This is a genomic window from Vibrio sp. FE10, from assembly GCF_030297155.1.
In the GTDB taxonomy this organism is placed as follows: Bacteria; Pseudomonadota; Gammaproteobacteria; order Enterobacterales; family Vibrionaceae; genus Vibrio; species Vibrio apostichopi.
This window is the reverse complement of the sequence record NZ_AP028067.1, coordinates 282,213-295,879: the sequence shown is the minus strand read 5'-3', so window position 1 is coordinate 295,879 and position 13,667 is coordinate 282,213. Positions and strand designations below refer to the sequence as shown.

Here is a 13,667-nt window from a genome sequence, read left to right as displayed (position 1 = left end):
ATAGAAATCATTGGCTCCCAAAATAAAGTAACCTAGAAATAGTGTTTGATGAGGGATGTCCGATTGAATGGTGAAAAATTTGGACCACACATTGATAGAGCAAGTTGAAGGGATATGCGCATCACGAGGAGTTAGACTAACTCCCCAACGAAAGCGTGTGTTTGAGCTCATCCTCTCTAATAAAAAAGCCTCCAGTGCTTATGAATTGTTAGAGCAATTAAAGCAGAGTGAACCGCAAGCCAAACCTCCTACAGTTTATCGCGCTTTAGATTTTTTGTTGGAACAAGGTTTCATTCATCGAGTTGAGTCAACCAACAGCTTCATATGTTGCTGTTCATGTAATGCAAACCAACACTTTTCGCAGCTCTTAATCTGCGATAAATGTGGGACAGTAATAGAGCTACAAGACGATGCTCTTATCACTCAACTCGCTAACAACGCGGAGAAGCACGGCTTTCAATTGACGAATCACGTTATTGAATCTCATGGCATATGCCAAGCCTGCTCCTCTGATATGAAAGAATAAGATTATAGAAGAACATTATGCGCGCTGAATTTGTAAACCCGTTTTTAGCTTCTTTAATGAATGTGCTAAAAACGATGGCTTCTCTTGAATTGAAGCCACAAAAACCGAGAGTTAAGAAAGATGAAATAGCTCGTGGTGATGTATCCGGCCTGATTGGTATGGTTGGTACACAATCTCGTGGTTCAATGTCGATCACCTTTGATGAAGGTCTTGCCCTAGAAATCATGGAAAACATGTTGGGTGAGCGACCGAATGGCTTGAACGAAGAAGTGACCGATATGGTGGGTGAAATCACCAACATGGTGACTGGCGGCGCAAAACGTATTCTTGCTGAAAGCGGATTTGATTTCGATATGGCAACGCCGATCGTTGTTTCAGGTAAAGGCCACACGATTCGTCACAAGTGTGACGGCGCAATCATCATCATGCCTTTCTCATCTCAATGGGGTAATGCCTTCATCGAGATCTGTTTCGAATAGAGACAACCGCAGTAAATAAAAATACAAAAGGCTGACGTGCATGTGTCAGCCTTTTTTATTGCCCGCGAGATCAACAGACATAAAAAACGCCAACCGAAAGGTTGGCGCTTTACAATTATTACTTGGTGTTACTCAAACAGCCTTAAGCTTTCAGCGCTTTAAATGCGTTGATTAGACCGTTCGTTGAGCTGTCGTGAGATGTTACTTGAGCATCGTCAGCAAGCTCAGGAAGAATTTGGTTTGCTAGTTGCTTACCAAGTTCTACACCCCATTGGTCGAAGCTGAAGATGTTCCAGATAACGCCTTGAACAAAAATCTTGTGCTCATACATCGCGATTAGGTTACCTAAAGAGCGAGGAGTCATTTGCTTAACAAGAATTGAGTTCGTTGGACGGTTGCCTTCAAATACTTTGAAAGGAGCAAGTTCTGCTGCTTCTTCTGCTGTTTTACCAGCCGCTAGGAATTCAGCCTCTACTGTCTCTTTTGTCTTACCGAATGCTAATGCTTCAGTTTGAGCAAAGAAGTTAGACATCAGCTTCTGGTGGTGATCAGACGCTGGGTTGTGACTGATTGCAGGCGCGATAAAGTCTGATGGGATCAGCTTAGTGCCTTGGTGAATCAGTTGGTAGAAAGCGTGCTGGCCGTTTGTACCAGGTTCACCCCAGATGATAGGGCCTGTTTGGTACTCTACCGGATTGCCTTCACGGTCTACAAACTTACCGTTCGACTCCATGTTACCTTGCTGGAAATAAGCAGCAAAACGGTGCATGTATTGATCGTAAGGTAGGATAGCTTCTGACTCAGCGCCGTGGAAGTTATTGTACCAAATGCCGATAAGCGCAAGGATAACTGGGATGTTGCTTTCAAACTCAGTTGAAGCAAAGTGGTTATCCATCTCGTGAGCGCCATCTAATAGCTCGACGAAGTTATCGAAGCCAACAGACAGTGAGATAGAAAGGCCGATCGCAGACCATAGTGAGTAACGACCACCAACCCAATCCCAGAATTCAAACATGTTGTCAGTATCAATACCAAACTCAGCCACTGAAGCTGCGTTGGTTGATAGTGCTGCGAAGTGTTTAGCAACGTGTGCAGAATCACCCGCTTCAGCCAAGAACCAATCACGTGCAGAGTGTGCATTCGTCATTGTTTCTTGAGTTGTGAATGTTTTAGATGCCACTAGGAACAGCGTTGTTTCTGGGTTAAGAGGCTTAAGTGTCTCAACAATGTGAGTGCCATCTACGTTAGAAACAAAGTGCATGTTTAGGCGAGTTTTGTATGGCGTTAGTGCTTCAGTCACCATGTATGGACCAAGGTCCGAACCGCCGATACCGATGTTGACTACATCAGTGATCTCTTTACCTGTGTAACCTTTCCACTCACCAGAAACGATGCGGTGCGTGAACAGTTCCATTTTTGCTAGTACAGCGTTAACAGCAGGCATTACGTCTTTGCCATCAACCATTACTGGGTTGTCGCTACGGTTACGTAGAGCCGTGTGAAGAACTGAACGACCTTCAGTCTTGTTGATTGCATCACCACCGAACATCGCTTCAATTGCTGACTTAACTTCAGTCTCGTTTGCAAGAGCAAATAGGTGCTGCATAGTTTCAGCGTCAACTAGGTTCTTAGAGTAATCCACTAAGATGTCAGAACCGAAACGAGTAGAAAAGCTCTCGAAACGCTTTGCATCTTGAGCAAACAGCTCTTTCATATCCATATCTTGAGCAGACTCAAAATGTGCAGTTAGAGCTTTCCACGCTTGTGTTTGCGTTGGGTTGATATTTTTCAACATGGTATCTATCCCGATGTTACTGTAGGTTTTATTCTAAACGTCACTTAAGTGATGAGTAGAACCCCCGATTAGGCGAAAGTTTATATTTTTCTGTGATGACCAAACCGCGTCACCACTGAAAGATTCTTTGTAATTTTTTTTCACGACGTATTATGCCGCATATGAAGAGCTGTACCTTGAGATAAATCAGGATTAGATTTCCTGATAGAAGAATCGGTACAGACTCTAGCTCTAACATAATTAAATGTGAGCGATACCTGATAAATTCAAGTTCAAAAGATAGCGTTAAACCACTTTTTTTCCAAATACATTATAAAGGATGGCGTATGTGGATTCAGAAGACTATACACCTAAATGCACGAAAGCGTGGATTCCACCTCATTACTGATGAAATTGAACAACAGATACACGATATCAACTCTCTATCTGTTGGTTTATTACATCTCTTTATCCAGCATACCTCTGCCAGTCTCACGTTAAATGAGAACGCTGATCCTACTGTTCGTTCCGACATGGAATCGCACTTTAATAAGTTTGTACCCGAGCGAGCGCCCTACTACAGACACACTTATGAAGGCGATGATGATATGCCGGCTCACATTAAAGCATCAACACTTGGCACCAGTGTGACAATACCCATCACTAATGGTCGTTTAGCTTTGGGAACATGGCAGGGCATTTACTTAGGTGAGCACCGAGACTGTGGTGGAAGCCGCACTGTGATTGCTACGATTCAAGGTGAGTAGACTGTTTGAAAGCTAGATCTTTTTAATAAAATCAATGCCTTCTTAATAAAAAAATATCTTATTAATAAAAAAGAGTGGTGTGTTTCCACGACCACTCTTATGAAAGTAGTATTTGACCTACCGTAGGCCGAAAGCTTTAGAAGGGCTGGTTTATCATAACCCTAAAGGTCCCTTCATCGCCGCCTCGTGCTAATTCCGCACGAACAACAATGCCTTCCACTTGGAAGCGAACCGCGCCACCTAGGCTCCATTTCATGTCCGTGTGCAGTGTTTTAATATCGTACTCGTCCGCTACACGCCCTACTTCAGCAAACGCCACCCATTGCCACCATGGCAAATCGTAGTAGTTAATTAAAGGAATATCACCTAGCGGTTGCCAATCAGGGATAACTCGATATTCTGCTGAATAATGAACTGCAGATCTTCCGTGGTAACGTCCACCGGTATAGCCTCTCAATCGATACAGTCCACCAAGTCGAGCTTGTTCTGTCTCAGGTGGACGTGCGCAATCCTGCCCAGAACAGTTATCCCAAGTTGGTGTATCAGCAGTATAGAAATCGAGTGCCACGACTTGTTGGTCGAACAAGTCGCCTAAAGGACCTAATGCGAAGTACTGACTGTTTTGGAACGTCCACTTCAACCATAAGTCATCATTGGACCAACTTTCAGCGCCGGTAGTGAATTCAAGGTTAGTATGAGAACCTTTAGTTGGGTTACGTGTGCTATCACGGTTATCCCAATCCAATGCCAGACTAAAGCCTGTCGCCTCTTCCGTGTTGTTTAAACCTTCTAGCTCACGAGCGGTATAAAAAGGCGTGAAGATGATCGAGCTGACACCCGACTCAACTGGCGAAGCAAAACTCACATCTTTGATTGGCTGAAAAGCCCCTAACAAACCATGATCTGCAACATTGCCCCAAGGTAGCAAATACTTGAATTCAAACTGATAGTTTTGCTCTAAGCCATCGGCAATGGTTTTATCATCAATGGATGAATCGTTATCGCCCTGAGAGCTAATGTAGTAAGGATTGTCGTTGAAGCGTGCTTGGTACATCTGAGTACTGAATAGAACATTCTCAGAAAGTGCAAAGTTGAAAGCGGACAAAAAGCCAACATAGCTGTCTTTATCCGAATAGAGTGCCATCCCAAACAGCGCGGCTTGAGGTTGCCAAACACCCTTTGCGACACCAGCAACCCCAAAGGTATTACCCATGGTTTCGGTGCTGAAATAGAAAGGGACAAAGGCAGTATCTTTTTCTTCACTTAAGGCTGAAGAAGAAAAGCTAACACCGAGTAATGCCATTGCTGACGTTAACCAGTGTCGAGAGGCTCTCTTGAACATATTTATTTCACGTATTCCATTGCTACACGAGACGTCAGTTTCGTCACGAGTTCGTAAGCAATAGTGCCAATATGTTCTGCCACTTCTTCCGAAGGTAAGTCTTTACCCCATAGCGTCGCTTCATCGCCCACTTGATCTGCAGCATCAGGGCCAAGGTCGACAGTTAGCATGTCCATAGAGACACGTCCTGCAATCGGTGCTTTTCTACCGTTTACAAACACTGGCGTTCCGTTAGGTGCCATGCGTGGATAGCCATCACCATAACCTATTGCGATAACACCAACCTTGGTATCTCGTTCACTGGTCCAGTTACCTCCATAACCAACACTTTCACCGGCTTTAACATCACGAACAGCAATCAGGTGTGACGTTAAGGTCATCACCGGCTTAAAACCTAGCTCTTGAGCTGATTTATCAGCAAAAGGTGAAACGCCGTAAGAGATGATTCCCGGACGAACCCAATCAAGGTGGCTATCTGGCCAAGCCAATAGACCAGCAGAGGCAGCAAGTGAACGCTCACCTTCACAACCGTCAGTGAGAGATAAGAAAAGCTCAGTCTGTTCAACGGTGGTTGTTCTATCCAGTTCATCAGCGCAACCAAAGTGGCTCATGTAACGAAGAGGTTTCGCTACATTCGCACATTGATGCAAACGCTCAACAAAGTTTTGGTATTGCTCAGGACGAGCACCTAAACGATGCATACCGCTGTCTACTTTTAGCCATACCACGACTGGTGTTTCTAATTCCGCATTCTCTAGCGCACTTAATTGCTCTTCACAGTGCACGACAGTTTGGATGTTATTGGTCACTAATATTGGTAAATCACCCGAAGAGTAAAAACCTTCCAGCAACAAAATAGGTTTAACAATGCCACCAGCACGCAGTTGTAAGGCTTCTTCAATACGAGCGACACCGAAGGCGTCAGAGTTCTTAGAATGCTTAGCGATGTGCAATAGACCATGACCGTAGCCATTCGCCTTCACAACCGACATAACTTTACAGTTAGGTGCTTTAGACTTAATCAGTTGAAGGTTGTGTTCCAATGCACCGAGGTCAATGCTCGCTGTCGCTGCTTTCATATAAGTCATTAACTTACTCATCATCAAATGCAGGACCTGCATAGTTATCAAATCGGGAGTGTTGACCTTGGAATGTCAAACGAACCGAACCGATAGGACCGTTACGTTGCTTACCAAGGATGATCTCAGCGATACCTTTCAGTGAACTGTCTGGGTTATAAACCTCATCACGATAGATAAACATGATCAAATCGGCATCTTGCTCGATAGAACCTGATTCACGCAAATCCGAGTTTACTGGGCGCTTATCAGCACGTTGCTCTAGGGAACGGTTAAGCTGAGAAAGTGCAACAACCGGCACGTTCAACTCTTTCGCAAGGGCTTTTAGGGAGCGCGAAATTTCAGCAATCTCTAAGGTACGGTTTTCAGACAATGAAGGGACGCGCATTAATTGAAGGTAATCTATCATGATCATAGAGATACCATCATGCTCACGAGCGATACGTCGAGCACGCGAACGCACCTCTGTTGGTGTTAAGCCCGAGCTATCATCGATATACATATTCTTCTTATCCATCAGAATACCCATACTCGATGAAATACGCGCCCAATCTTCATCATCCAATTGACCAGTACGAATCTTGGTTTGGTCGACACGAGAAAGTGACGCAAGCATACGCATCATCAGCTGTTCGGCTGGCATCTCAAGAGAGAAGATCAGAACCGGCTTATCTTGTTTCATCGCCGCGTTTTCACATAAGTTCATCGCAAAGGTGGTTTTACCCATCGATGGACGCGCAGCAACAATAATTAAATCAGAACCCTGCAAGCCTGCAGTTTTCTTGTTGAGGTCGTTGAAGCCAGTATCGACGCCTGTCACACCATCTTGTGGCGTTTTATATAGGATCTCGATACGTTCCAGAGTTTTCTCTAGAATGCTATCAACGTTTTGTGGGCCTTCGTTTTCACTTGCTCGGCCTTCTGCAATCGCAAAGACCTTACTCTCAGCCAGATCAACAAGTTCTTCCGATGTACGGCCTTGCGGATCGTAACCAGAATCGGCAATCTCATTCGCCACACCAATCAGGCTACGAACTAAAGCACGTTGCGCCACGATATCTGCGTAAGCGTTAATGTTCGCCGCACTTGGGGTATTTTTAGCAAGGTCAGCAAGGTATGCAAAACCGCCAACTTCTTCGAGCTGCTCACGCAACTCTAAATGTTCAGAGAGTGTAATAAGATCCAGAGGAGAACTTTCTTCAAGGATATCTTTTACTGCTTCGAAGATCAGACGGTGAGGACGACTGTAAAAGTCCTTGCTCACGACTTTTTCTGAAACCGTATCCCAGCGTTCGTTGTCCAGCAACAAACCGCCGATAACAGATTGCTCAGCTTCTAATGAATGTGGTGGGACTTTGATGGCGTCCACCTGATCGTTGGCTGATTTCTGACTTCTGGTATCCACTATGACTACACTCAATAACTAATAATGATCGTTCATTATACCCAAGAACATGCATTTGTAATGCAATCCTCTGGGATTGTTTTATTCTTCAGTAAGAATTTACCTATTGCTGACTGAATTAACCAAGGGTAGCATTACGATCCTTCCATTCATTCACTGTATAACTAGAGGTATGCGTGTCCAAATCATTGGCTCTGAGCACTGGTATTCTGAGCTCTAGTCTTCTAAGCATCGGCCTCCTGAGCACTCCGTTGGCCTTAGCGGATGATGCTAAAGCCTCTGTTGATGCAATCCTCGACTCGATAGTAGTACCAGAACCTGCTGCTGAGCCGATCGTCGTTGCACCAACACCTGAAAAAGATATGGATATCGCACCGACAGATACAGAACTGCCTAACCCGCTAAAGACTGAGGTCGAATTTGGATATCAGTCGCATACTGGTAATTCTGATTCTCGATCGCTAAATGCACGCCTAAATGGTGAGTATACGGCTGGCCGTCATAGAACCAGTGGCGAATGGAAATACTACAACCTCTACAAAGATGGTGAAGAAGACAAAAGGCAATCGACTTACTCAGCTCAGAGTGACTACAAGTTAAGCCCAAAAACCTACCTCTACGGCAGCTTTAAAGGTGTCGACTCACGTTATAGCGCTTATTTTAAGGACTATACCGTTTCTAGTGGTTTGGGTTATCAGTTCTCTAATACCGAAGAATTTGTTTTGGAAGTGGAAGTGGGCCCTGGTTTTCGTTACCAAGAACCGAATCTCGATGAATTAGACGATGATGACATCATCTTTCCAGAGATTGTTGAGGAAGCCATTTTCCGTGGCAATGTGAACACATCATGGCAAGTGCTGAAGAATTTACAGCTCAAAGCCGATGTGACGTTAGTGTCTGGTCACAGCAACTTAAAGTTTGATACCGAATTAGAAGCCATCAATGATATTACTGACAATATCGCACTGAAGATCGCTCACTCTCGCCAGTACCACGATAAGGTACCTGATGGATTAAGCAAAGAAGACTCAGTTCTCTCAATTAACCTGCTCTTTCAGTTCTAATCTCAAGAGCAGTTCTAGTCTCAAGAGCAATTCTAATCTTAACGCCACTTCTAGCCTTGAGAACGGCCTGTTCAGGATAAATAGCTTATGGATCACTGTAGGCTTTTACCCACTGTAACTCTTCCTATGTTCCCTGTGTTCCTTATATTCTAGGCATAAAAAAACACCAGCCGAAGCTGGTGTTTAAAACTTTCAAAAGAAAGAATTCGTCTTGGTACTGAAATTACTCAGCAACGATCGTGATTTTCGCAGTAGCAAAAACTTCAGAGTGAAGTTGGATGCTTACTTCGAATTCACCGATGTTACGTAGAGCGCCTTCAGGTAGGCGTACTTCGCTCTTAGCTACTGCAACACCTGCCGCTGTAATAGCGTCAGCGATGTCACGAGTACCGATAGAACCGAATAGTTTGCCTTCGTCACCAGCTTTAGAAGCGATTGTAACGCCTTCTAGAGTGTTAACTGTCTCTGCACGAGCTTCACAAGCAGCTAGTTGCTCAGCAACTTTAGCTTCTAGTTCAGCACGACGAGTTTCGAACATAGCAACGTTTTCTTTAGTTGCCATAACTACTTTACCCTGTGGGATAAGGAAGTTACGAGCGTAACCAGATTTAACGTTTACTTGGTCGCCAAGGCCACCTAGGTTACCGATTTTATCAAGTAGAATAACTTGCATTATCTTAGTCCTCTTAAACTATTATTAACTATTACCGATTACTGATGCTTGTCAGTGTACGGTAGTAGAGCTAGGTAACGAGAACGCTTGATAGCGCGAGCTAGCTGACGTTGGTATTTAGCACTTGTACCAGTGATACGGCTAGGTACAATTTTACCAGCTTCAGTGATGTAGTTTTTTAGAGTTGCTACGTCTTTGTAGTCAATCTCTTGTACGCCTTCTGCAGTAAAACGGCAGAATTTACGACGACGGAAGAAACGAGCCATGGGCTATCTCCTGATCTAAATTTAATAATGCGGTATTCACACAGGCTTAGAAATAAGCGTAAGCAAATGCTTGTAGTGGAAATACCTAAACGAGTTGAATAAAATTTAATGACCTAAAAGGCCAAAAAAGAATTACTCAGCAGCAGCTTCTGGCTTAGCTTCTTCTTCACGACGTGGTGCACGTTCTTCACGGTCATCACGACGAGGAGCACGCTCTGCACGCTCTTCTTTTTGCTTAAGCATGATAGATTGCTCAGTCACAGCGCCTTTAGTGCGCATGATCATGTTACGTAGAACTGCATCGTTAAAACGGAAAGCAGTTTCTAGCTCGTCCATCACTTCTTGGCCAGCTTCAACGTTCATAAGAACGTAGTGAGCTTTGTGAAGTTTGTTGATTGGGTAAGCCATTTGACGGCGGCCCCAGTCTTCTAGACGGTGGATAGTACCACCAGCTTCAGTGATTGAACCAGTGTAACGCTCGATCATGCCAGCAACTTGCTCGCTTTGATCAGGGTGAACCATGAATACGATTTCATAATGACGCATTTGGTTGCTCCTTACGGATTATTAGCTTCCACGAAAGGCTCGGTCGTCCAAGGGAAGCAAGGAACTAAAGAAAAATGACCGAGTTTTAAGGACGGCAAATATTATAGAAAGAACCCGGTATTGGCAAGCGGTATTTGGCTAATAATGAAACAGTTTTTCTTTCGCCATCTAGCCATCTGTGATTCTGTCAATTTGCCACTCTACACCCCAAAAAGAAACGCCCACCAACAAGTGGTGAGCGTTAATAAATTCATAGACTTAAGTCGTTTAGGCTTTGTTAAGTCGAACCTTACTGAGCTAGACGCTGACGTACCGCTTCAAATAAACAAATACCAGAAGCCACTGAAACGTTCAGGCTCGATACGCTGCCTGACATTGGAATCTTAATCAGGTCATCACACGTTTCACGCGTTAAACGACGCATGCCATCACCTTCAGCGCCCATCACAATAGCAAGCGGACCAGTCAACTTCGCTTGATAGATATCATGCGTTGCTTCACCTGCCGTACCGACAAACCATACACCCTGCTCTTGCAGTGCACGCATTGTGCGAGCCAGGTTAGTCACTCGTACTAGTGGAACCGTTTCTGCTGCGCCACAAGCAACCTTACTTACTGTTGCCGTTAGCGGCGAAGAGCGGTCTTTAGGAACGATAACAGCGGCCACACCTGCGGCATCTGCATTACGTAAGCAAGCACCTAGGTTGTGAGGGTCTGTTACGCCGTCTAGAACCAACAACAGAGGCTGTTCGTGTTGCGCAAGGATATCGTCTAGGTGAGTTTCATTAAGCTGCTTAGCAGGCTTCACCTTAGCAATAAGACCTTGGTGATTTGCACCCTGTGCTTTTTCATCAAGCGGCTTACGGCCCATTTGTTGAATCGACACGCCAAATTGCTGCAGTTGATTCAGTAATGGAAGCAGGCGATCGTCTTGACGACCTTTAAGCACGTACGCTTCAATAAAGCGCGCTGGGTCTTTTTCTAGTACGGCTTTCACCGCGTGAATACCGTAAATAAATTCGTTACTCATTGTCTCTGGTTACTCTTATTGCTCAGAGATGAAGGCATCAAACCCGATGCACCCACCTCTGTGTTGTTTATTCCGAGAGCATGCATCTTCCGCCTGATACTCTCGCATTTAAATTCGTTAGACGTTAAGCCTTGCTGTCATTGTAAAACGATAACTTAAGACTTATCAGCCTTTGGCTTACGGCTTGCTGCGCGCTTTTTCTTAGCACGAGCTTTAGCAGCACCGGTTTTATTCGCGGGCTTTTTCTTCTTAGCTGAGCTTTCGCTACTTCCATCAGGTCGTTTAGTTGGTTCAACTAAAGGCGTTGCAGGTACGCCTGGCTTATTGCTCTTAACCGCTGAACGCTTCTTGCTTTTCGCCTTTTTCATTGCTTCAGCTGCACGCTTCTTGGCTGTTTTACCTTTACCACGCGGCTGACGATCGGTGTCTTCTAAATCAAAGTCGATTTGACGAGTTTCTAAGTTAACCGCCGAAACCTTCACTTTAACCGAATCACCCAAGCGGTAGATATTACCTGAGCTTTCACCAACCAGACGCTGACCAACAGCATCAAATTGGTAGTAGTCATTCGCTAGCGCAGAAATATGTACCAGACCATCGATGTGCAGTTCAGTTAGACGCACAAAGAAACCGAAGCCAGTTACGTTGGCAATCACGCCATCCATCACTTCGCCGACATGGTCCTGCATGTATTCACATTTCAGCCAGTCGTTCACTTCACGTGTAGCGTCATCAGCACGACGCTCAGTCATTGAACACTGTTCACCGTAGAAGTCCATATCATCGAACGTGTAGTGGTAACCACCGGTTGGCGTCCAACGTTCGCTGTTACGACCTTCTTCTTTTGCAATAAGGTACTTAATTGCACGGTGCAATAGCAAATCTGGGTAACGACGAATTGGCGAGGTAAAGTGAGCATAGCGTTTAAGAGCTAAACCAAAGTGACCCGCGTTATCCGCGTTGTATACCGCTTGCTTCATTGAGCGCAGCAGCATTGTTTGGATTAACTCACGATCTTCACGTTCGTTAATCTGTTGCATCAGTTGTGCGTAATCTACCGGAGATGGTGACAGGCCACCTTCCAGCGTTAAACCTAATTCACTTAAGAAGCTCTTAAAGCCCATTAAGCGCTCTTCACCCGGAGTATCGTGAACACGGTACAGCGCAGGCTCTTTGGCTTTTTCTACGTAAGATGCCGATGCGATATTCGCAAGAATCATACATTCTTCGATGATCTTGTGTGCATCGTTACGAATTACTGGCTCAATACGGTCAATCTTACGATCCGCATTGAAGATAAACTTAGTTTCTACCGTTTCAAATTCAATCGCACCACGTTCGTCACGCGTTTTCTTAAGCACTTTGTACATCTTATGAAGCTCTTCAAGATGTGGTACTTCTGGTTCGTAACGTTCACGTAATTCTTCATTGCCATCTAAGATCGCGCCTACTTTGTTATAAGTAAGACGAGCATGAGAATTCATTACCGCTTCGTAGTGCTTGTAGCCTGACAGTTTACCTTTGTCTGAGATAGTCATCTCACACACCATACATAAACGGTCGACTTGAGGGTTCAATGAACACAAACCATTTGAAAGTACTTCTGGCAGCATTGGTACTACTTGTGACGGGAAGTATACCGAGTTACCACGGTTAATCGCTTCTTTGTCTAGCGCTGTATCTGGGCGAACGTAGTAACTTACGTCAGCAATCGCTACCCATAGACGCCAGCCGCCGCCTTTCTTCGCTTCACAATAAACCGCATCATCGAAATCACGTGCATCTTCGCCATCAATGGTAACCAATGGGAGTTTGCGTAGATCAACACGTCCTTCTTTTGCTTCTTCAGGAACATGTTCACCAAGGTTTTCGATTTGCTTATCTACCGCTTCAGGCCACTCTTGTGGGATCTGATGAGTACGGATCGCGATCTGCGTTTCCATACCCGGAGCCATGTTTTCACCAAGAACTTCGGTCACTTTACCCATCATGTTACGAGAACGACCACCGCGATCCGTAATTTCAATCACAACCACATTACCCATTCGAGCACCGCCTTTATGCTCAGTAGGGATCTGGATGTCGTGACTAATACGCGAATCATCAGCAACCACGTAAGAATGGCCATATTCTAAAAAGAAACGACCAACAAGTGGGGTTGTGCGCTCTTCAAGAACACGAACCAAACGACCTTCACGACGACCACGCTTACTGTTGTCAGTAGGCTGAGCCAATACGTAATCACCGTGCATGATGGTTTTCATCTGATGGTGCGGCAACAAAATATCGTTATCTTTACCAACGCTTCCATCTGGACGAACCCAACCATGACCGTCTTTATGACCAATCACATAACCTTTAATCAGTTCCATCTTCTCAGGCAATGCGTAGCACTGACGGCGAGTAAAGATAAGCTGTCCATCACGCTCCATTGCACGTAAACGACGACGCAGCCCTTCATATTGTTCCTCTCCAGCCAGACCCAAAGCTTCGAATAGATCGTTGCGGTTCATTGGAATATTCGCGTCTGTTAGAAACGAAATAATGAACTCTCGGCTTGGTACTGGGTTTTCGTAATTTTTCGACTCTCGGTCGGCAAAAGGATCAACAGTGGTTGTCGCTGTCGTGTTTTCTGACGTTGGTGTGTTTTTTGACATAGGCGGGCCTGCTTAAGCAAGGAAGGTATATACCCCTAGTATATCTGATGCTAGGGGTA

13 protein-coding genes are annotated in these 13,667 nt (G+C 44.9%); 4 read left to right on the top strand and 9 right to left on the bottom strand.

The genetic code is table 11. From position 1 onward, the window contains the following. The first annotated feature begins 67 nt into the window (after positions 1 to 67). Both zur and QUF19_RS01390 read left to right on the top strand, forming a co-directional pair. A complete protein-coding gene (gene zur / locus QUF19_RS01395) occupies positions 68 to 526 on the top strand; it encodes a zinc uptake transcriptional repressor Zur (RefSeq protein WP_192889838.1) in 459 nt (152 codons plus the stop codon). A gap of 17 nt (positions 527 to 543) precedes the next feature. Beyond that, positions 544 to 1,005 carry a chemotaxis protein CheX gene (locus QUF19_RS01390; protein WP_017059940.1) on the top strand — a complete coding sequence of 154 codons (462 nt, stop codon included), beginning with the start codon at positions 544 to 546 and terminating at the stop codon, positions 1,003 to 1,005. A gap of 142 nt (positions 1,006 to 1,147) precedes the next feature. On the opposite strand, the gene pgi is transcribed toward QUF19_RS01390, so the two are convergent. Next, positions 1,148 to 2,800, bottom strand: a complete 1,653-nt coding sequence (gene pgi / locus QUF19_RS01385) for a glucose-6-phosphate isomerase (protein ID WP_102327282.1) — start codon at positions 2,798 to 2,800, stop codon at positions 1,148 to 1,150. A 326-nt stretch (positions 2,801 to 3,126) separates the two neighbouring features. Here pgi and QUF19_RS01380 point away from each other — a divergent pair, with 326 nt between their 5' ends. Beyond that, on the top strand, positions 3,127 to 3,546 hold the full coding sequence (locus tag QUF19_RS01380) for a secondary thiamine-phosphate synthase enzyme YjbQ (protein ID WP_076669148.1): 420 nt from the start codon (positions 3,127 to 3,129) through the stop codon (positions 3,544 to 3,546). 136 nt (positions 3,547 to 3,682) lie between these two features. On the opposite strand, the gene QUF19_RS01375 is transcribed toward QUF19_RS01380, so the two are convergent. The 3 genes from QUF19_RS01375 to QUF19_RS01365 are packed head-to-tail and all read right to left on the bottom strand — an operon-like array spanning position 3,683 to position 7,372. Next, positions 3,683 to 4,888, bottom strand: a complete 1,206-nt coding sequence (locus QUF19_RS01375; RefSeq protein WP_286295452.1) for a BamA/TamA family outer membrane protein — start codon at positions 4,886 to 4,888, stop codon at positions 3,683 to 3,685. 2 nt (positions 4,889 to 4,890) lie between these two features. Next, positions 4,891 to 5,976 carry an alanine racemase gene (gene alr / locus QUF19_RS01370; RefSeq protein WP_286295451.1) on the bottom strand — a complete coding sequence of 362 codons (1,086 nt, stop codon included), beginning with the start codon at positions 5,974 to 5,976 and terminating at the stop codon, positions 4,891 to 4,893. A 4-nt stretch (positions 5,977 to 5,980) separates the two neighbouring features. Beyond that, a complete protein-coding gene (locus tag QUF19_RS01365) occupies positions 5,981 to 7,372 on the bottom strand; it encodes a replicative DNA helicase (RefSeq protein ID WP_017107440.1) in 1,392 nt (463 codons plus the stop codon). A gap of 176 nt (positions 7,373 to 7,548) precedes the next feature. Here QUF19_RS01365 and QUF19_RS01360 point away from each other — a divergent pair, with 176 nt between their 5' ends. Then, the gene (locus QUF19_RS01360) at positions 7,549 to 8,436 is read left to right on the top strand and encodes a DUF481 domain-containing protein (protein WP_286295450.1); all 888 of its coding nucleotides are present in this window, start codon (positions 7,549 to 7,551) and stop codon (positions 8,434 to 8,436) included. Between the two features lie 223 nt (positions 8,437 to 8,659). Here the strand turns inward: QUF19_RS01360 and rplI are convergent, their stop codons facing one another. From rplI to rnr, 5 genes are all read right to left on the bottom strand, one after another. Further along, a complete protein-coding gene (rplI, locus tag QUF19_RS01355; RefSeq protein ID WP_017107439.1) occupies positions 8,660 to 9,109 on the bottom strand; it encodes a 50S ribosomal protein L9 in 450 nt (149 codons plus the stop codon). A 38-nt stretch (positions 9,110 to 9,147) separates the two neighbouring features. After that, the gene (gene rpsR, locus QUF19_RS01350) at positions 9,148 to 9,375 is read right to left on the bottom strand and encodes a 30S ribosomal protein S18 (protein WP_000090472.1); all 228 of its coding nucleotides are present in this window, start codon (positions 9,373 to 9,375) and stop codon (positions 9,148 to 9,150) included. Between the two features lie 132 nt (positions 9,376 to 9,507). Continuing rightward, positions 9,508 to 9,921 (bottom strand): 30S ribosomal protein S6, encoded by a 414-nt coding sequence (rpsF, locus tag QUF19_RS01345; protein WP_004735855.1) that lies wholly within the window; start codon positions 9,919 to 9,921, stop codon positions 9,508 to 9,510. A 289-nt stretch (positions 9,922 to 10,210) separates the two neighbouring features. Next, positions 10,211 to 10,951 (bottom strand): 23S rRNA (guanosine(2251)-2'-O)-methyltransferase RlmB, encoded by a 741-nt coding sequence (gene rlmB, locus QUF19_RS01340; protein ID WP_286295449.1) that lies wholly within the window; start codon positions 10,949 to 10,951, stop codon positions 10,211 to 10,213. Positions 10,952 to 11,106: 155 nt separating this feature from the next. Beyond that, complete coding sequence (gene rnr / locus QUF19_RS01335) at positions 11,107 to 13,608, bottom strand: ribonuclease R (RefSeq protein WP_017108652.1); 2,502 nt, start codon at positions 13,606 to 13,608, stop codon at positions 11,107 to 11,109. Between the last annotated feature and the right edge of the window lie 59 nt (positions 13,609 to 13,667).